19 protein-coding genes are annotated in these 16,288 nt (G+C 57.0%); 7 read left to right on the top strand and 12 right to left on the bottom strand.

The features are described from left to right. Positions 1-9 precede the first annotated feature (9 nt). Entirely contained in the window at positions 10-723 is a 714-nt protein-coding gene (gene deoD / locus HW561_RS12130; RefSeq protein ID WP_176865102.1) for a purine-nucleoside phosphorylase, read from the top strand. A gap of 283 nt (positions 724-1,006) precedes the next feature. Here deoD and HW561_RS12135 read toward each other — a convergent pair whose 3' ends face one another. The 11 genes from HW561_RS12135 to HW561_RS12185 all read right to left on the bottom strand — a co-directional run bounded on the left by HW561_RS12135 (position 1,007) and on the right by HW561_RS12185 (position 9,044). Then, the gene (locus tag HW561_RS12135; RefSeq protein ID WP_176865104.1) at positions 1,007-1,153 is read right to left on the bottom strand and encodes a hypothetical protein; all 147 of its coding nucleotides are present in this window, start codon (positions 1,151-1,153) and stop codon (positions 1,007-1,009) included. 135 nt (positions 1,154-1,288) lie between these two features. Continuing rightward, the gene (locus tag HW561_RS12140; RefSeq protein WP_176865107.1) at positions 1,289-2,068 is read right to left on the bottom strand and encodes a succinate dehydrogenase iron-sulfur subunit; all 780 of its coding nucleotides are present in this window, start codon (positions 2,066-2,068) and stop codon (positions 1,289-1,291) included. A 31-nt stretch (positions 2,069-2,099) separates the two neighbouring features. Next, positions 2,100-2,735, bottom strand: coding sequence for a sulfotransferase (locus HW561_RS12145; RefSeq protein WP_328803275.1), 636 nt, complete (start codon positions 2,733-2,735; stop codon positions 2,100-2,102). Between the two features lie 90 nt (positions 2,736-2,825). Next, positions 2,826-4,634 (bottom strand): succinate dehydrogenase flavoprotein subunit, encoded by a 1,809-nt coding sequence (gene sdhA, locus HW561_RS12150; protein WP_176865111.1) that lies wholly within the window; start codon positions 4,632-4,634, stop codon positions 2,826-2,828. A gap of 22 nt (positions 4,635-4,656) precedes the next feature. Beyond that, on the bottom strand, positions 4,657-5,028 hold the full coding sequence (sdhD, locus tag HW561_RS12155) for a succinate dehydrogenase, hydrophobic membrane anchor protein (RefSeq protein WP_176865113.1): 372 nt from the start codon (positions 5,026-5,028) through the stop codon (positions 4,657-4,659). A gap of 11 nt (positions 5,029-5,039) precedes the next feature. Continuing rightward, on the bottom strand, positions 5,040-5,423 hold the full coding sequence (sdhC, locus tag HW561_RS12160) for a succinate dehydrogenase, cytochrome b556 subunit (protein WP_176865115.1): 384 nt from the start codon (positions 5,421-5,423) through the stop codon (positions 5,040-5,042). A gap of 211 nt (positions 5,424-5,634) precedes the next feature. Beyond that, complete coding sequence (locus tag HW561_RS12165; protein WP_176865117.1) at positions 5,635-6,300, bottom strand: DUF1194 domain-containing protein; 666 nt, start codon at positions 6,298-6,300, stop codon at positions 5,635-5,637. Positions 6,301-6,377: 77 nt separating this feature from the next. Further along, the gene (locus HW561_RS12170; RefSeq protein WP_176865119.1) at positions 6,378-7,406 is read right to left on the bottom strand and encodes a MaoC family dehydratase; all 1,029 of its coding nucleotides are present in this window, start codon (positions 7,404-7,406) and stop codon (positions 6,378-6,380) included. Beyond that, positions 7,406-7,612 (bottom strand): DUF1737 domain-containing protein, encoded by a 207-nt coding sequence (locus HW561_RS12175; protein WP_176865120.1) that lies wholly within the window; start codon positions 7,610-7,612, stop codon positions 7,406-7,408. Before HW561_RS12175 ends, HW561_RS12170 begins: the two co-directional genes overlap by 1 nt. Positions 7,613-7,624: 12 nt before the next feature. Then, on the bottom strand, positions 7,625-8,179 hold the full coding sequence (locus HW561_RS12180; protein ID WP_176865122.1) for an NnrU family protein: 555 nt from the start codon (positions 8,177-8,179) through the stop codon (positions 7,625-7,627). Positions 8,180-8,186: 7 nt separating this feature from the next. Beyond that, positions 8,187-9,044, bottom strand: coding sequence for an HpcH/HpaI aldolase/citrate lyase family protein (locus HW561_RS12185; protein ID WP_176865124.1), 858 nt, complete (start codon positions 9,042-9,044; stop codon positions 8,187-8,189). Positions 9,045-9,222: 178 nt separating this feature from the next. Between HW561_RS12185 and HW561_RS12190 the strand changes: the two genes are divergently transcribed. Beyond that, the gene (locus HW561_RS12190; RefSeq protein ID WP_176865126.1) at positions 9,223-9,537 is read left to right on the top strand and encodes a hypothetical protein; all 315 of its coding nucleotides are present in this window, start codon (positions 9,223-9,225) and stop codon (positions 9,535-9,537) included. A 2-nt stretch (positions 9,538-9,539) separates the two neighbouring features. Here the strand turns inward: HW561_RS12190 and HW561_RS12195 are convergent, their stop codons facing one another. After that, positions 9,540-10,295 carry a sulfite exporter TauE/SafE family protein gene (locus tag HW561_RS12195; protein ID WP_176865128.1) on the bottom strand — a complete coding sequence of 252 codons (756 nt, stop codon included), beginning with the start codon at positions 10,293-10,295 and terminating at the stop codon, positions 9,540-9,542. A 160-nt stretch (positions 10,296-10,455) separates the two neighbouring features. On the opposite strand from HW561_RS12195, the gene mdh reads away from it, so the two are divergent. The 5 genes from mdh to sucD all read left to right on the top strand — a co-directional run bounded on the left by mdh (position 10,456) and on the right by sucD (position 16,288). Continuing rightward, positions 10,456-11,418, top strand: coding sequence for a malate dehydrogenase (gene mdh, locus HW561_RS12200; RefSeq protein ID WP_176865130.1), 963 nt, complete (start codon positions 10,456-10,458; stop codon positions 11,416-11,418). A 363-nt stretch (positions 11,419-11,781) separates the two neighbouring features. Then, positions 11,782-13,131 (top strand): Hint domain-containing protein, encoded by a 1,350-nt coding sequence (locus tag HW561_RS12205; protein ID WP_176865132.1) that lies wholly within the window; start codon positions 11,782-11,784, stop codon positions 13,129-13,131. A 297-nt stretch (positions 13,132-13,428) separates the two neighbouring features. Next, positions 13,429-14,622, top strand: coding sequence for an ADP-forming succinate--CoA ligase subunit beta (gene sucC, locus HW561_RS12210; protein WP_176865134.1), 1,194 nt, complete (start codon positions 13,429-13,431; stop codon positions 14,620-14,622). 43 nt (positions 14,623-14,665) lie between these two features. Next, positions 14,666-15,340 (top strand): class I SAM-dependent methyltransferase, encoded by a 675-nt coding sequence (locus HW561_RS12215; protein WP_176865136.1) that lies wholly within the window; start codon positions 14,666-14,668, stop codon positions 15,338-15,340. 66 nt (positions 15,341-15,406) lie between these two features. Next, positions 15,407-16,288: a succinate--CoA ligase subunit alpha gene (sucD, locus tag HW561_RS12220; protein WP_176865139.1), complete on the top strand. Its 882-nt coding sequence runs from the start codon at positions 15,407-15,409 to the stop codon at positions 16,286-16,288.

Consider the following 16,288-nt stretch of genomic DNA (forward strand, 5'->3'; position numbering starts at 1 on the left):
TGTCGTAACATGACAATTCATATTGGTGCCGAAAAAGGCGAAATTGCAGAAACAGTACTTTTGCCCGGTGATCCTTATCGGGCAAAATGGGCGGCCGAGACATTTTTGGGCGATGTCAAACAGGTCAATAACGTTCGCGGTATGCTTGGGTTTACCGGGAATTGGAAAGGGAACCCTGTTTCAATCCAGGGCAGCGGCATGGGCATGCCGTCCCTTTCAATTTACGTCAATGAACTGATCCGGGATTACGGTGCAAAAACCCTGATCCGTATTGGATCATGTGGTGGGATGCAGAACAGCGTAAAGGTGCGCGATGTCATTCTGGCAATGACGTCAACAACACTCAGCACACCGTCGCGCGGCATCCTGAAAGAACTGAATTTCGCCCCTTGTGCCGATTGGGGTCTGTTGCAAGCCGCCGCTGCCGCGGCCGCCGCAAAAGGGACGCCAACCCATGTCGGCGGTATCTATTCGTCGGATGTCTTCTATGACGAACGCCCTGACCTGAACGAGCAAATGGTGCGACACGGCATTTTGGGAGTCGAGATGGAGGCTGCTGAGCTTTACATTCTCGCCGCGCGCCACAAGTGCCGTGCACTTGCCGTCCTGACTGTTTCAGATCACTTGCTGACGGGTGAAGCGTTACCCTCCTCCGACCGCGAAAGCAGTTTCGGCGATATGGTAGAGATTGCTTTGCAGGCAGCCTTTCCCGGAGCCGCTTAGAATAAAACGGGCGGGGGCACACCCTGCCCGTTTTCTATTGACCTTCTGGCTTGCGCAAACACCGGGTCGGGCTTTCGGCCCCTTCTTGCTGCGCACCACAAAAGGCACAGACCCAGAAACCTTCCTTTCGATGCTGCCGCCACCGACAATCCCGGGTCAGCGATGAAGATCGCGCGCGCCACAGAAAATAGGCAAACACACCGGCGGCAAGGAGAAGCAATAGAATGGGCATATCCTTGCATTGCCCAATCTGATGCCACTTGGCAAGCCCACCCGAGTTTGATCAGGCGGCGTTAGCGTATTCAAACAGCTCCGGTTCGCGCTCTGTTACTGGTTCCAAGGGCTCTGGTGTATAATAAGCCCAAGCCTGTTCAAGCAGCTCCAACGCCTCTTCAGCGCCTGTTTTTTGGTTGGATGTGTTCGTATTCATCGGAGTGATCCTGATTCAATCTCATCACTCCTCCCTGAACACAGGATAGGCCAGTGCCACAGGTGATGCACCGCCTATTTGTGCAACTTGGGCATGCACTTGCCGCAAGGCGGCAAGCCCAAAATCAGATATCGATCAAACTGCGCGGTCCACCATCATTTTTTTGATCTCGGCAATCGCCTTGGCCGGGTTCAGACCTTTGGGACAGGTCTTGGCGCAGTTCATGATCGTGTGGCAGCGATACAGCTTGAAGGGGTCTTCCAGCTCGTCCAGACGCTCACCTGTTGCCTCATCGCGGCTGTCGATGATCCAACGATAGGCATGCAGAAGCGCTGCGGGGCCCAGATACCGATCACCGTTCCACCAATAGCTGGGGCACGAGGTCGAGCAGCTGGCGCACATCACACATTCATAAAGGCCATCCAGCTTTTTGCGGTCTTCAATGGATTGCTTCCACTCTTTCGCCGGGCGGTTGGTCTTGGTTTCGAGCCAAGGCATGATGCTGGCGTGCTGGGCGTAGAAATGGGTCAAATCCGGAATCAAATCCTTGACCACCGGCATGTGCGGCAGCGGATAGATCTTCACATCTCCCTTGATCTCGTCCATGCCATAGATACAGGCCAGCGTATTGATCCCGTCGATGTTCATCGCGCAAGAGCCACAGATGCCTTCGCGACAGGACCGACGGAATGTCAGGGTCGGATCGATCTCATTCTTGATCTTGATCAGCGCGTCCAGAACCATTGGGCCGCAGGTGTCCATATCGAGGAAATATGTGTCCACACGCGGGTTCTGACCATCATCCGGATTCCAGCGATAAATCTGGAATTTACGCACATTGCTGGCGCCTTCTGGCTTGGGCCAGGTCTTGCCGGTGGTGATCCGGGAATTCTTGGGCAGGGTCAGTTGAACCATGTCAATTCTCCATTCAGCACAAGGCCGCCATTCAGCCTGTCTGGGCGCGCTCGGACGCCCCTTTGTTGTAATGTCCCCAATGGACAATGTTCACGTCAAAATCTGACGAGAGCCAATCCGCAACGATCTGCGGAGAATCCTCGTCGATATCAAAGCGCAGGAACCGGGGATTGCCGTCGAAATAAGTTTCAACCTCGGCATGGTGCACGTCGTACAGGTGCGACCATCCCCGTTTCACGTCGTCAGCTGTCTGGCCGTTGGCCTTGCAGCACCGTTCCAAGTACTTTCCGTCGGAATGACGCGCGCGCGACGCAATCCAGTCATCCCGGTTTCGCGTGTTCAGCATGAAATAGGCATCCGGATATGCGGCGTGCAGTTCCCGAAAGAACCGCGAGCCGTCCAGCAGGAAACGCGAATTGGTAAAAGCGATATCGGAAAATGCCCGAACCGCACCAAACCCATCCAACGGTTTGCGCCCCATGGCGATATTCGTCACCATGCGATGCGCCAGGTTGTTGTCCCCGTCATCCACCCAATGCACCGACGATATTCCGCTGTTCTGAAACAGCTTGTGAAACGACGTCGTCGCGCACCGATTCAATCCGATCAGAATGATCTTGGGATCACTTGGAGCGGGCTGCAGCATCTCGACCGTCATGGCAGACACCAGACGCAACACAGGGTCCGCCGGCCAGAGGCCACCGCGATGTCCGTGGGTATTTGGCGTTTGCACACCATTGCCTACTTACCGCGCCCCCTAGAATGTCCGCGCTTTGGGCGCGATTTTCTTGAGGCTGATACCGCCTTCTTCCTCGGTGCTCAGCGGATCAACGACGACCGGGCGGTAGCTGAGTTCAACCGAGGTCCCCTCGACTCGGGATACGGTGTGAACCCGCCAGTTTTCATCATCGCGGGTCGAGAAATCCTCATGCGCGTGTGCGCCGCGGGATTCCTTGCGTGCCTCGGCGCCAACGATAGTAGCAAGGGCACTGGGCATCAGGTTGGTCAGCTCCAGCGTTTCCATCAGGTCACTGTTCCAGACCAGAGACCGGTCAGTGACTTTGAGATCATCCATCTTGGCCGCGATTGCCGTCATCTTTTCGACGCCTTCAGCCATGGTCTTGGCAGTCCGGAACACGGCGGCATCCGCCTGCATGGTCTTTTGCATCTCGAGCCGCAGATCGGCGGTCGGGATCGAACCGCTGGCGTTGCGCGCCATGTCAAAGCGGTCAAACGCCTTGTCTACTGACGCCTGATTCAACACCGGGTTCGATGTTTCGGCATCCACGACCTTACCGGCCCGGATTGCCGCCGCGCGACCGAAGACTACGAGGTCGATCAGCGAATTCGAACCCAGACGGTTCGCACCATGGACCGACGCACACCCTGCCTCGCCAACGGCCATCAGACCGGGAACAACGGCAGTTGGATTGTCTGTTGTTGGGTTCAGAACTTCGCCCCAATAGTTCGTCGGGATACCGCCCATGTTGTAGTGCACGGTCGGCAGAACGGGAATCGCTTCTTTGGTAACGTCAACACCCGCAAAAATCTTGGCACTTTCCGAAATCCCCGGCAAACGCTCTGCCAGCGCCTCGGCCGGCAAGTGGCTCAGGTTTAGGTGGATGTGGTCACCGTCATCACCATGACCACGCCCTTCGCGAATTTCCATGGTCATCGATCGCGAAACGTAATCGCGCGGCGCCAAATCTTTGTACTGGGGTGCGTAGCGCTCCATGAAACGCTCACCTTCGGCGTTGGTCAGGTAACCACCCTCGCCCCGTGCGCCTTCAGTAATCAGGCAACCGGACCCATAGATGCCGGTTGGGTGGAACTGCACGAACTCCATATCCTGCAGCGCAAGCCCGGCCCGCGCCACCATTCCGCCACCGTCGCCGGTGCATGTGTGCGCAGAGGTCGCGCTGAAGTAAGCCCGTCCATAACCGCCCGTGGCCAACACCACCATCTTGGCGTTGAACACATGCATCGTACCATCGTCCAGCTTCCAGCAAACGACGCCCTGACACTGACCGTCCTCGGACATGATCAGGTCGATGGCGAAGTATTCGATATAGAACTCGGCATTGTTCTTGAGGCTCTGACCATAAAGCGTGTGCAGGATGGCGTGGCCTGTCCGGTCAGCGGCTGCACAGGTGCGCTGCACAGCAGGGCCCTCGCCAAACTCGGTTGTGTGACCCCCAAACGGGCGCTGATAAATCTTGCCTTCTTCAGTTCGACTGAAGGGGACACCGTAGTGCTCTAGTTCATAAACCGCCTTGGGTGCCTCGCGTGCGAGGTATTCCATTGCATCGGTGTCGCCCAACCAGTCCGAGCCTTTGACGGTGTCGTACATGTGCCACTGCCAATGGTCCGGGCCCATGTTCGACAGCGAGGCTGCGATACCACCTTGTGCTGCAACTGTATGCGAGCGGGTCGGGAAGACCTTGGTCACACAAGCGGTGCGCAGGCCTTGCTCTGCCATACCCAGCGTTGCGCGCAGCCCTGCGCCGCCTGCTCCGACCACCACGACATCATATTCGTGGGTTTCATATTCATATGCTGTTGTCATCGTTTTAGATCCTTACCGCACACTACAGAGCGAGCTTGACGAGGGCGAAAAGACCCACCGCGATCACCGTATAGGCAAAGGCTGCCACGGCCATGAGTGTCAGTTTCTCGGCGGTGCCGTGCACGTAATCCTCGACGGCGACCTGCGTTTCGCGCATCAGGTGAATGGTTACGAAAACCAAGGTCAGCGCGGTAATGATGGCCGGGAAGGGCCTGCCATAGTACGCAAGCACCTCTTCATAGGTTCCACCCAAGCCGTTGGCGAATGTAATGACAAACAACGGCACCAGAATGACAAGACCAGTCGAGCTTGCCATCATTTGCCAGTGATGATGGGTTCCCTGGCGTCCAGCCCCGGTGCCTTGGGCCCGCTTGCGGTCAGTGAGATAATGCATAGCCAACTTCCTTATACCACCAAAGCTGTGGCAACCGCCAAAACCGTCGCCAAGACAAACATGCCAATGCCCAGCTTCTCGGACGTCTGAACGTTCAGGCAGTATCCCAGATCCCAGATTACGTGACGCAGACGCCCCAACATGTGATAGAACAGGGCCCAAGCCCCTCCGAACATCACCAGATCACCCAGAAAGCTGCGCATCAGACCGTCGATGAAGTTGAACGCGGTCTCCGATGTTGCCGCCGCAAGAAGCCACCACACGACCAGCACAGACAGTAGTAGCGCTGCGATGCCGGTAATCCGCACCATGATCGAGGACACCGCGGTCATTTGCGGACGGTAGATCGACAGGTGTGGCGAAAGTGGGCGATTGCCCCGATTTACATCGGCCATGTTGGCTCCTTTTCGGTTGGCTACCGAAGGTTTTACTATTTTTTGCGACTCTGTCACGTGCTGCAGATGCAAAAAAGCCCATTTTTGATACAAAAGAATGGATATTGCACAAATGTGATCACACAAAATATTCTCGTGATCACAAAAATCGCTCGACGGGCTCAATGTTAGCGTTTTCAACACAAAAGCAATGTGATCACGAATCCCTAAATCATCGGCTAATCCCTGCAGTTTGCTGCGTCACCTCGCGCAGAAGTTTTTTTCGGATACGCTCAGGGTAGTCGTCAAACCCGGCGGCCGATACAACAAAGGCGCCCTCGCCAACGATCACGTTCTCAAAAAAATAGGCCGTCAGATCCGGCTCGCTTTCTTCAATGGCAATCGCATTCACCGTAATGCCACGAGTTCGCAAGAGCCTGTGTACCCGCGTCGGTTCAATGCCTTCATTCGATATGCCGTCACCCGAAATGTCGATCAACTGGCGTTTACAGTCAGAGACCTCCTCGAAACTGGTGACAGTGGTTTCCAGCGCCTCACCAATCGCGGTGGAAAAATTGCGCCAAACCCGGGGGTCTGCGGCCACTTTGCCGGCAAACCTATCCAACGCTTCGAAACTGTCGATCCGGGCCCAGGGTACTGTGATCCGTTGACGCGAGGTCCCAGTCCACTGCACGAGCATCAATTGAGCCTGCCCCCGCACCAACGCCTCTGATACCACAGGGTCACGCAACCCGGCGGCAAGACCATCCATCTGGATTCGGAATTCCTTGGAATCGACCGACCCAGAGACATCGACGGCCAGCGCCAAGGCAAGATCGCAGGCCCAGGCAGGCGGTGCGAGGCACAGACAGGTGGCAATGGTCCGAAGCGAGATCATGACCGCAGATTAGCACGGATCGCGCAACCTGCGGTCAAATCTATGTAATCGCAAACTCAGAGAATTGCGACATCCGCTCACATGGGCATCAGAGCCCAGTAATCCAGATCCAACAACACGTCGGGGTGGTACTTTCCGTCTTCGTTACGCAACGCAAAAGGTATGCCGCCTTTTGTCGCCACAAGACGCAAACGGATTGCACCAACGCCCGGAACATCAGTTTCCGCTTTGTCGAGAACCTCGGACCAGGCCTTGATCGTATCGCCTGAAAAGCACGGGTTTGCATGGGCGCCGCCGTTCAAACCCACGATCATCTGCGCGTTCGCGAGGCCGTTGAACGACAAGGTGCGCGCCATCGAGATCACGTGGCCACCATAGATCAACCTGCCTTCGGGGCGGAATGTCAGGTCGAAATGCACTTTGGCGGTGTTTTGCCAAAGACGCGTAGCCAGCATGTGCTCGGCCTCCTCCACGGTCACACCATCAACGTGATCAATGGTTTCCCCAACTTCGTAATCACCCCACCGATGCGTCTCACCAGATTGGGCAAAGTCATAGTTTGAGAATTCGAGCCCCTGCGGCACCGTCAGATCCTGTGGATCAAGTGCCTTCTTCAGTTCGGGCACCACCGTTTCCGGCGCGGGTGCGTCCGGATCCGATTTCCGCACCATCACCCAGCGAACATATTCGATCACCACCTCATCATGCTGGTTCAGCCCGCGGGTGCGCACCCAGACAACACCGGTCCTACCGTTCGAGTTCTGCTTGAGCCCGATCACCTCGGATTCCGAGCGCAGCGTATCGCCCGGATAAACCGGCAGCAGCCAACGACCTTCGGCATAACCCAGATTGGCCACGGCGTTCAGGGACACATCCGGGACGGTCTTGCCAAAAACCACATGAAAAGCGGCCAGATCGTCAATCGGGCTTTGCGGCAATCCGCAATTCCGGGCGAACTCGTCCGAGGAATACAGCGCATGACGCGCCGGGTAGAGCGCATGATACAACGCCCGCTCGCCGACCGTCACGGTGCGTGGCACTGCATGGTGCAGAACCTGCCCGACAGAGTAGTCTTCGAAAAAGCGGCCCGGATTGGTTTTTGCCATCAGTGCTGTCCCAGTTTCATGTCAGCGGAATAGTCGTCCTTGACCTCTTTGGTCACGGCCTGCGCACACCGCATCACGTTGTTCGCCGCATCAAATGCATAAGACGGTGCGCCATACAGATCCCACCCTCTGGCCAGCGCGTCCGAGACCTTGTGGCAAAAGGCGGATGTATCCTCCTCGGTCAGAAGGCGATAGAGTTTGGCCATGATGTCAGCTCCTTATGAGGGGAATGGCGACGGACCGACCAGCCCGTGGACATAACCGATAATGCCGAGCAAAAAGATTGAGGCGACAAAGAACATCGCATCCTTGCCGTAGGTTCCCGGCTCGCCAGGGGTCCAGTCGGGTTCAGAGCGGTTGATCACAATCACCTCGACAACAGCCCACGCCAGCAGACCGCCAAACAAGATGATCGAGGCCAGATCTCCGTTCACCAGCAGGTGTGCAAATGCCCAAGTCTTGAATCCCGCCAGCATTGGGTGCCGAACCTTGTTGAGCAGCCGGCCCTTGGTTCCTGCAGGGCTCATCATCCAGATCGCGATCAGCACCAGCAGGTTGTTGATGTGGATCATGAAGGATGGGGGCGCCCAAACATGGATGAAATCGGTCATGCGATAACCAAAGATCATCAGCAGAATCGACGCGACCAGCGCCAGTGCCACTGCGCCCTTTCCGGCGTTGCCCATCGCCGCGCGTTGTTCCGGCATGACGCGTTTGAAAAGATGTGCGGCCCACCAAAGCGCCACACCCAGAATCAGAAGAACAAAGCCCATTGCTGGCTTACCCCGCTTGCAAAGCTAATATTGCCTCCGCTTTTGCCAGAGTTTCGCGTGCAGTTGCAACGTGCAGATTCTCGACAATTTTGCCGTCGACAACAGCGACACCCTGCCCTTGGACCTCGACCTCTTCAAAGGCGGTGATCTGGCGGCGGGCAAGATCGATTTCTGTTTCCGACGGCGCATAGGCCGCGTTGGTGATATCGATCTGAGCCGGGTGGATCAGCGTTTTGCCGTCAAAGCCCATGTCACGGCCTTGCGCGCATTCGGCGGCCAGACCTTCATCATCCTTGAAAGCGTTATAGACACCGTCGATGGCGATCAGCCCCTCGGCCTTGGCGGCTAGCAGGCACAGACCCAGAGACGTCGTCAGAGGCAAACGATCTGGACGGAAGCGGGTTTGCAGTTCCTTGGCCAGATCATTGGTTCCCATCACAAAACCCGACATCAGCGGATGCGCGGCGATTTCAGCGGCCCTGAGCATACCGCGTGGAGTTTCCATCATCGCCCAGATAGGGATATCGCCGGTGATCGCAGCCAGCGCATCCAGGTCTGCGGCAGAATTCACCTTGGGCAACAGGACCACGTCAGCGTCCATCTCGCGTACGGCTTCGGCGTCGGCGCGGCCCCATTCGGTATCCAACCCATTGATTCGCACGATCTTGACCCGGGCGCCATATCCGCCAGTGGCCAACGCCATCTTGAGGGTTTCGCGCGCGTTGGCTTTTTCATCAGCGGCCACAGCATCTTCAAGATCAAAAATGATCGCATCAACCGGCAATCCACGCGCCTTGTCCAAAGCCCTCTCTTTCGAGCCGGGGATATAAAGTACCGAGCGATAGGGGCGTTGACGCGGGTCCATCGGCCTCTCCCTGAGAAATAATATTGCGCGGAATGGGGCATTTTTTTCAGGAAAGTTCAAGGCAAAAATCGCCGCAATGCAGCATAATCCATCCGAACGACGCAACGTGCGTTGCCTTAACCGGATTTCTGGGTCGGGGCAGCAAGGTATCAGGCATAAGCAATCAATGGGGTCGACGATGACAAAGACACTTATCAAGATGACCATGGGGCTGGGGATCATGGCATTGGCTGCCCAGAACGTGCAGGCACAAACGCGCAACTGTGCGCCACGCGCGGATGTGCTTGAGAGGCTCGCCGGAACATTCGGAGAAACCCGCAAAGGGATTGGCCTTGCGCGACGCGGAGCCGTGATGGAGGTGCTCGCATCGGACCAGACGGGCAGTTGGACGATCACGGTGACATTGCCCGATGGAATGACATGCCTTGTGGCGACGGGTCAGTCTTATGAAACACTCATCGAGACGCAACCACCCGCTGGCGAAGATGCCTGAGGTCAGGTTAATGCGTCCCAGATAAGCTTGCTACCCGTGATGGTCAGCAAAACATAGGCGATGCCAAAGAACACACGTTCGGACAGCATGAAATGCGCCCGAACACCCAACCACGCACCAAAGACCGCAAACGGGGCCAGCAGCAGATTTGCCATAGCCGTTTGCAGCGTGAACAGGCCGAGATAGGCGTAAGGCACGAACTTGGCGATATTGATCACCCAGAACACCAGAACGGTCGAGGCCTGAAACTCGGTCTTGGACAGGCGCTGTGACAGTAGATAGACGGCGGCAGGCGGGCCGCCTGCGTGGCTTACAAAACTTGTGAACCCTGCAACCAGACCCGCAAACAGCCCGGCCTGGGGCGGCAACCGCTTGGAAAAGCCATGTATCCACCCTCGGGACTGGGCGACATGCCACAGCACAAAACCAACTGATATCCCGCCAATCAAAAGGCGCAGAACATCGTCGTCGGTGGCGCGGTAAAGCCAAGCGCCCAACGCAACGCCAGGAATGGCACCCAGCATCAACAGACGGGAATCCGGCCAACTCCAGCGCTTCCAATAGGGGCCGAGCGTCGCGACGTCGATGATCATCAGGATCGGTAGCATGAGGGCCAGCGCCTGTCCCGGTTCCAAAATCAGCGCCAGAATCGACGAGGATGCAAAGGCCACACCCGAGCCAAATCCACCCTTGGAAATACCGGCAAAGATCACGGCCGGGATCGCCACAGCAAAAAACATCAGGTTCAGTTCGAACATGCGGCGTCCCGGAATAGGCTTGTCTCACTGGCCGTTTAGCGCAATCAACCACCCCTTTGCAATCGGTATGCGGTTGCATGCCGCGCCGCGGGACCCTTGCGCGAAATCCATTTAGCGACTAGCACAACCGCGATTTCAATACCGACCGGAGACATTCCAAATGGCCAGACCCAAGATCGCGCTGATCGGCGCTGGAAACATCGGCGGCACGCTCGCTCATCTCGCTGCAATCAAGGAACTGGGCGACGTTGTCCTGTTTGACATCGCAGACGGGTTGCCGCAGGGCAAAGCGCTCGACATCGCCGAATCCGGCCCGTCCGAAGGGTTTGACGCCGCTATGTCCGGCTCCAGCGACTATGCCGATATCGCAGGCGCCGATGTGTGCATCGTAACCGCCGGTGTCGCCCGTAAACCGGGGATGAGCCGCGACGACCTGCTGGGCATCAACCTGAAAGTCATGAAGTCGGTTGGCGAAGGTATTGCTGCGCACGCGCCCGACGCGTTTGTCATCTGCATCACCAACCCGCTGGACGCGATGGTCTGGGCCCTGCGCGAATTTTCGGGCCTGCCGCATAACAAGGTCTGCGGTATGGCGGGCGTGTTGGACTCGGCTCGATTCGCGCACTTCCTGTCGGAAGAGTTCAACGTGTCCATGCGTGACGTCACTGCATTCGTTCTGGGCGGCCATGGCGACACCATGGTACCATCAGTACGCTATTCGACCGTTGCCGGCATCCCGCTGCCCGATCTGGTTGAAATGGGCTGGACCACGCAGGACAAACTGGATGCGATCGTTCAGCGCACCCGTGACGGCGGTGCGGAAATCGTTGGCCTGCTGAAGACCGGCTCGGCCTTCTACGCGCCTGCCACTTCTGCAATCGAGATGGCCGAAGCCTTTCTGAAAGACCAGAAACGCGTTCTGCCCTGTGCTGCCTATTGCAATGGCGAACTGGGCGTTGACGGCCTCTATGTCGGTGTTCCGACCGTGATCGGCGCGGGTGGTGTCGAGCGGATTGTGGACATCAAGTTGAACGAAGATGAGCAGGTCGGTTTCGACAACTCGGTCAATGCCGTGAAAGGCCTGATCGAGGCGTGCAAAGGCATTGACGGCTCGCTGGCCTGATCAGAACGTCAAGTCCGGAAGTTCTGTGCCCCGTCAGAGTGATGACGGGGCATTTTTTATCTAAGGAGGCAACCTATGGGCTGATAAGTCGATCAGCGCGCTGAAGACGATGCAAGTCACCCGAAATCGAGTGCGCCCTCCATCGGTCACTTGTGCAAGTCCTCAGAGGTAAATTTCTCAAGAAAGTCTGTTCTCGGGTTTAACAAATCCGCACAAATTTCCGGGAAATACATGACCTTCAATCGTTATTTCCAATTTCCGTTAGAATCTTGCCACAATTTTGGTAGACGACGACCAACAGCTTCAGAGCCTCTCTAAAGCGTTACTGTTTGTGTTTTCTGCGTGAAGTATGGAGTGTCGAGCATGGGGACCTTTACCTACAACAATTCGTTTGATGACGATGGAGATGGGGATAACCTGAACGGCGCCACGGAATACGGCACAGCGGGCACAGGCCTGGGCGTATTCAACTCACCCAATTCCGGGGACGGCGACAACGAGTTTGTCTTTTACTCAGGCCAAAACGAAGAAAACCGGCTGGACCTCAACGCCAATCTGACCGGGTCGGAACGGGTGAACTCGTTCGCCGCAGAAATGACGTTGGACTTCACAACCCAGCCCGGCCCATGGGGGGACGGCGAGTCCGATGGATTGACCTTCAACCTGGGCGATCCATCCTCGTTGAGCTCGACTGAAGAACAAGGTGTATCAACCGGATTGTCCGTTCGCCTCGCCCCGTTCAACTGGGGTACGGCCGGATACTCCGGAAATGTCATCGAAATTCGCTGGAACGACTCGGTCATCGGGGTAACGTCAGTCAACGATCTGAGTTCACCCGCAGCAGCGACATTTTCGGTCAATGTCGACGCGTCGGGAAACGTAACGGTCAGCTTCGGGACGGAAACCGCCAGCGGATCAATTCCGGGCACGGAATGGACGGATACCAGCCAGGACGGCTGGGATTTTGTTGTCGCGGGCAGAACTGGCGGAAACGGCGGAGAGGTCTATATCGACGATGTCGACGTCTCGGCCAACACTGTGTGTTTCGTGGCCGGCACTCTGATCGACACGCCCAATGGGCCGGTGGCTGTCGAGACATTGCAACCCGGCGACGCAGTGCTGACGTTTGACAACGGCCCCCAGATCATACGCTGGATCAATGCCCGCACGTTGAACAAGGCGCAGTTGGATGCGACCCCCAACCTTCGCCCGATCATCATTCACGCAGGGGCGCTGGGCGCTGGTTTTCCCAAAACCGATCTGCGGGTTTCACGACAACATCGCGTCATGGCGCGCTCACGCATTGCCGGGCGTATGTTCGGATGCCACGAGATTCTGATGCCCGCAGTAAAACTGCTGAACATCCCAGGTGTCTGTGTCGACATCAACGCTGACAGCGTGACTTATGTTCACTTTCTTTGCCAGCGTCATGAGGTCGTGCTTGCAAACGGGCTCCCCAGTGAAACCCTGTTGCTGGGGGATGAAGCCCTCAAAACGCTTGGGCAAGAAGCTCTGGATGAAATCCGGGCCATTTTCCCGGACATCGACGCAGATGTTTCGCAGCCCGCAACGGCCAAAGTCATCCCTGATCATGCCCGGCTGAAGAAATTTGTGGCGCGTCATCGTGACAATAACAAACCAATTCTGACTATAGCCGAATTGGACGCCGTCCAAGCAGATGCTGCAGGCACTGATTTCGGGCACTCGATCTGAATTCACTCGGCACTGTCCGGTCATGTGATGCAGCGATCAGGTGACCGGGCCGGTTTCCAGTCGCTTTCACCACTCATGTTGGCGCAAACGTCGAATTTGAATGTAATTTCACTTGTTTCAAAGCAGAAGTCGAATCAAAGCCTAACTGAGCGCCGATATGTGATCACACCCCAAAAACCTGTGATCACAAATAATAAAAATCTTCGTGAAAAACCTCCTTCCTGTCAAAAAAACCTTTAAACTTGCCCCTTAGGCACCTCTATAACGGTTTAATCGTAGTCAGACGGGACAGTTTCGATGAACATTCACGAATATCAGGCCAAAGCTTTACTTCGCAGCTATGGCGCGCCGGTTTCCGACGGTCGCGCCGTATTGCGCGCCGAGGAAGCCAAAACCGCAGCCGGTGAACTTGATGGCCCTTTGTGGGTCGTAAAAGCACAGATTCACGCGGGTGGCCGCGGCAAGGGCTCGTTCAAACAGGCCGACGCCGGTGAAAAAGGCGGTGTCCGTCTGACCAAGTCGGTTGAAGAGGCCGCCGAAGAAGCCAAAAAGATGCTGGGCCGCACGCTGGTCACGCATCAGACCGGCCCCGCAGGCAAACAAGTCAACCGTATCTATATCGAGGCCGGCTCCGGCATCGAACGTGAACTGTATCTGGCGCTGCTGGTGGATCGTCAAACCAGCCGCATCTCGTTCGTCTGCTCGACCGAAGGCGGTATGGACATCGAAGAGGTTGCCGCAGCGACGCCTGAGAAAATCCTGTCCTTCTCGGTAGACCCGGCAACTGGCTATCAGCCCTATCACGGTCGCCGCATCGCGTTCTCGCTGGGACTGCAGGGCGCGCAAGTCAAGCAATGCGTCAAACTGATGAGCCAGCTGTATGCCGCCTTCGTCGAGAAGGATATGGAGATGCTGGAGATCAACCCGCTGATCGTCTCGGACAAGGGCGACCTCAAGGTGCTGGACGCCAAGGTCGGCTTCGACGGCAACGCGGTCTACCGCCACCCAGATATCGCCGAGCTGCGCGACACGACCGAGGAAGACCCCAAGGAACTGGAAGCCAGCAAATATGACCTGAACTACATCGCGCTGGACGGTGAGATCGGCTGCATGGTGAACGGTGCCGGTCTGGCGATGGCGACGATGGACATCATCAAGCTGTATGGGGCCGAGCCTGCCAACTTCCTCGACGTGGGCGGCGGTGCCACCAAAGAGAAAGTGACCGAAGCGTTCAAGATCATCACCTCGGACCCGCAGGTCAAAGGCATCCTGGTCAACATCTTCGGCGGCATCATGCGCTGTGATGTGATCGCCGAGGGCGTTGTCGCCGCAGTGAAAGAGGTCGGCCTGCAAGTTCCGCTGGTCGTGCGTCTGGAAGGCACAAATGTCGAGAAAGGCAAAGAGATCATCAACACCTCTGGCCTGGACGTGATCGCGGCAGACAACCTGAAAGACGGTGCCGAGAAGATCGTGAAAGCGGTTAAGGGTTGATCGCCCGTATCCCCTCAATCTCGGAACCAATCAGGGGCCTGCAATGCGCGATGGCTTAAGGAACGCATTTGAAAGCAAGAGCTGGTCTGGGCGCGCAAATGGTCCGCGCTCGGGTCCCGGCTCGACGCTTGCAGCCACCGAACCATTGCGCGAGGCGCTTCCACGCCTTTTCGATCACTACAAGGTCGAGACATTCCTGGATGCACCCTGTGGCGATTGGACGTGGATGCAAGATGTAGACATGACCGGCATCCGCTACATCGGCGGCGATATCTCGCTTCAGGTTCTGGAAGAGGTGAAGGCACAGCATGGCGCATCGGGCCGAGAGTTCGTCCATTTGGACATAACGTCCGATCCTTTGCCCAAGGCTGACCTGATGATGTGTCGGGATTGTCTGTTCCACCTGAAATGGTGGTTGCGGTGGGCCTTCTTTGAGAACTTCGTTGCAAGCGAAATACCCTATTTGCTTATGACGCGGCATTACATTCCCCGTAACCCCCGTCTTCACAACAATGCGGATTTCAAACGGTTCAACCCCTGCGCCGCGCCGTTCAACTTCCCTGACCCATTGGAGACGGTAAGTGAGACAGGTGAGATCAATCAAGACCCTGAGTTTCTTGAGACGCCCGCCGGGCGGAATCAGCGGTCTTTGGGGATTTGGTCTCAAGATCAGATAATTGACGTGCTGAAACGGCGCGCCGATGACTCAGAAAACTAAAAGACTCGCGGCGCTGGCCAAGACAACGCCCGGCGCGCCAACACAAATCAATACGGAGGCCTAAAAATGGCAGTCCTCATCGACGAGAATACCAAAGTGATCTGTCAGGGCTTTACCGGCTCGCAGGGCACGTTCCACAGCGAACAGGCCATCGCCTATGGCACCAAAATGGTCGGCGGTGTGACCCCCGGCAAGGGTGGGATGACCCATCTTGACCTGCCCGTGTTCAACTCGGTCCACGAGGCCAAGCATGTGACCGAAGCCAACGCCTCGGTGATCTATGTGCCGCCGCCTTTTGCGGCCGACTCGATCCTCGAAGCGATTGATGCCGAGATGGAAGTGATCGTCTGCATCACCGAAGGCATCCCGGTTCTGGACATGATGAAGGTAAAGCGCGCGCTGGAAGGCTCAGGCTCGCGACTGATCGGCCCGAACTGTCCCGGTGTTATCACGCCCGACGCCTGCAAGATCGGCATCATGCCCGGCCACATCCACAAGCGCGGCTCGGTCGGCGTTGTGTCGCGTTCCGGTACCCTGACCTATGAGGCGGTTAAGCAGACTACGGACGTGGGTCTGGGCCAGTCCACCTGCGTGGGCATCGGCGGCGACCCGATCAAAGGCACCGAACATATCGACGTGCTGGAGTGGTTCCTGGCCGATGACGAGACCCACTCGATCATCATGATCGGTGAGATCGGTGGTTCAGCCGAAGAAGAAGCCGCGCAGTTCCTGGCGGATGAGGCCAAGAAGGGTCGTTCTAAGCCGACCGCTGGTTTCATCGCTGGCCGCACAGCCCCTCCGGGCCGCCGCATGGGCCACGCGGGTGCGATTGTCGCCGGTGGCAAAGGCGGTGCCGAGGACAAGATCGAAGCCATGCGTGCAGCCGGTATCGTCGTGGCCGAAAGCCCGGCGCAGCTGGGTGAGGCTGTGCTGGAAGCGATTGGGTAA

It is taken from the genome of Ruegeria haliotis, assembly GCF_013377785.1.
Taxonomy (GTDB): Bacteria; Pseudomonadota; Alphaproteobacteria; order Rhodobacterales; family Rhodobacteraceae; genus Ruegeria; species Ruegeria haliotis.

Bases quoted from the DNA above. Each gene is read 5' to 3' on its own strand.
- sucC (WP_176865134.1), top strand. From the start codon at position 13,429: ATGAACATTCACGAATATCAGGCCAAAGCTTTACTTCGCAGCTATGGC.
- sdhC (WP_176865115.1), bottom strand. From the start codon at position 5,423: ATGGCCGATGTAAATCGGGGCAATCGCCCACTTTCGCCACACCTGTCG.
- HW561_RS12140 (WP_176865107.1), bottom strand. From the start codon at position 2,068: ATGGTTCAACTGACCCTGCCCAAGAATTCCCGGATCACCACCGGCAAG.
- deoD (WP_176865102.1), top strand. From the start codon at position 10: ATGACAATTCATATTGGTGCCGAAAAAGGCGAAATTGCAGAAACAGTA.
- HW561_RS12135 (WP_176865104.1), bottom strand. From the start codon at position 1,153: ATGAATACGAACACATCCAACCAAAAAACAGGCGCTGAAGAGGCGTTG.
- HW561_RS12165 (WP_176865117.1), bottom strand. From the start codon at position 6,300: ATGATCTCGCTTCGGACCATTGCCACCTGTCTGTGCCTCGCACCGCCT.
- sucD (WP_176865139.1), top strand. From the start codon at position 15,407: ATGGCAGTCCTCATCGACGAGAATACCAAAGTGATCTGTCAGGGCTTT.
- HW561_RS12215 (WP_176865136.1), top strand. From the start codon at position 14,666: ATGCGCGATGGCTTAAGGAACGCATTTGAAAGCAAGAGCTGGTCTGGG.
- HW561_RS12205 (WP_176865132.1), top strand. From the start codon at position 11,782: ATGGGGACCTTTACCTACAACAATTCGTTTGATGACGATGGAGATGGG.
- HW561_RS12190 (WP_176865126.1), top strand. From the start codon at position 9,223: ATGACAAAGACACTTATCAAGATGACCATGGGGCTGGGGATCATGGCA.
- sdhA (WP_176865111.1), bottom strand. From the start codon at position 4,634: ATGACAACAGCATATGAATATGAAACCCACGAATATGATGTCGTGGTG.
- HW561_RS12195 (WP_176865128.1), bottom strand. From the start codon at position 10,295: ATGTTCGAACTGAACCTGATGTTTTTTGCTGTGGCGATCCCGGCCGTG.
- HW561_RS12185 (WP_176865124.1), bottom strand. From the start codon at position 9,044: ATGGACCCGCGTCAACGCCCCTATCGCTCGGTACTTTATATCCCCGGC.
- HW561_RS12175 (WP_176865120.1), bottom strand. From the start codon at position 7,612: ATGGCCAAACTCTATCGCCTTCTGACCGAGGAGGATACATCCGCCTTT.
- mdh (WP_176865130.1), top strand. From the start codon at position 10,456: ATGGCCAGACCCAAGATCGCGCTGATCGGCGCTGGAAACATCGGCGGC.
- HW561_RS12180 (WP_176865122.1), bottom strand. From the start codon at position 8,179: ATGGGCTTTGTTCTTCTGATTCTGGGTGTGGCGCTTTGGTGGGCCGCA.
- sdhD (WP_176865113.1), bottom strand. From the start codon at position 5,028: ATGCATTATCTCACTGACCGCAAGCGGGCCCAAGGCACCGGGGCTGGA.
- HW561_RS12170 (WP_176865119.1), bottom strand. From the start codon at position 7,406: ATGGCAAAAACCAATCCGGGCCGCTTTTTCGAAGACTACTCTGTCGGG.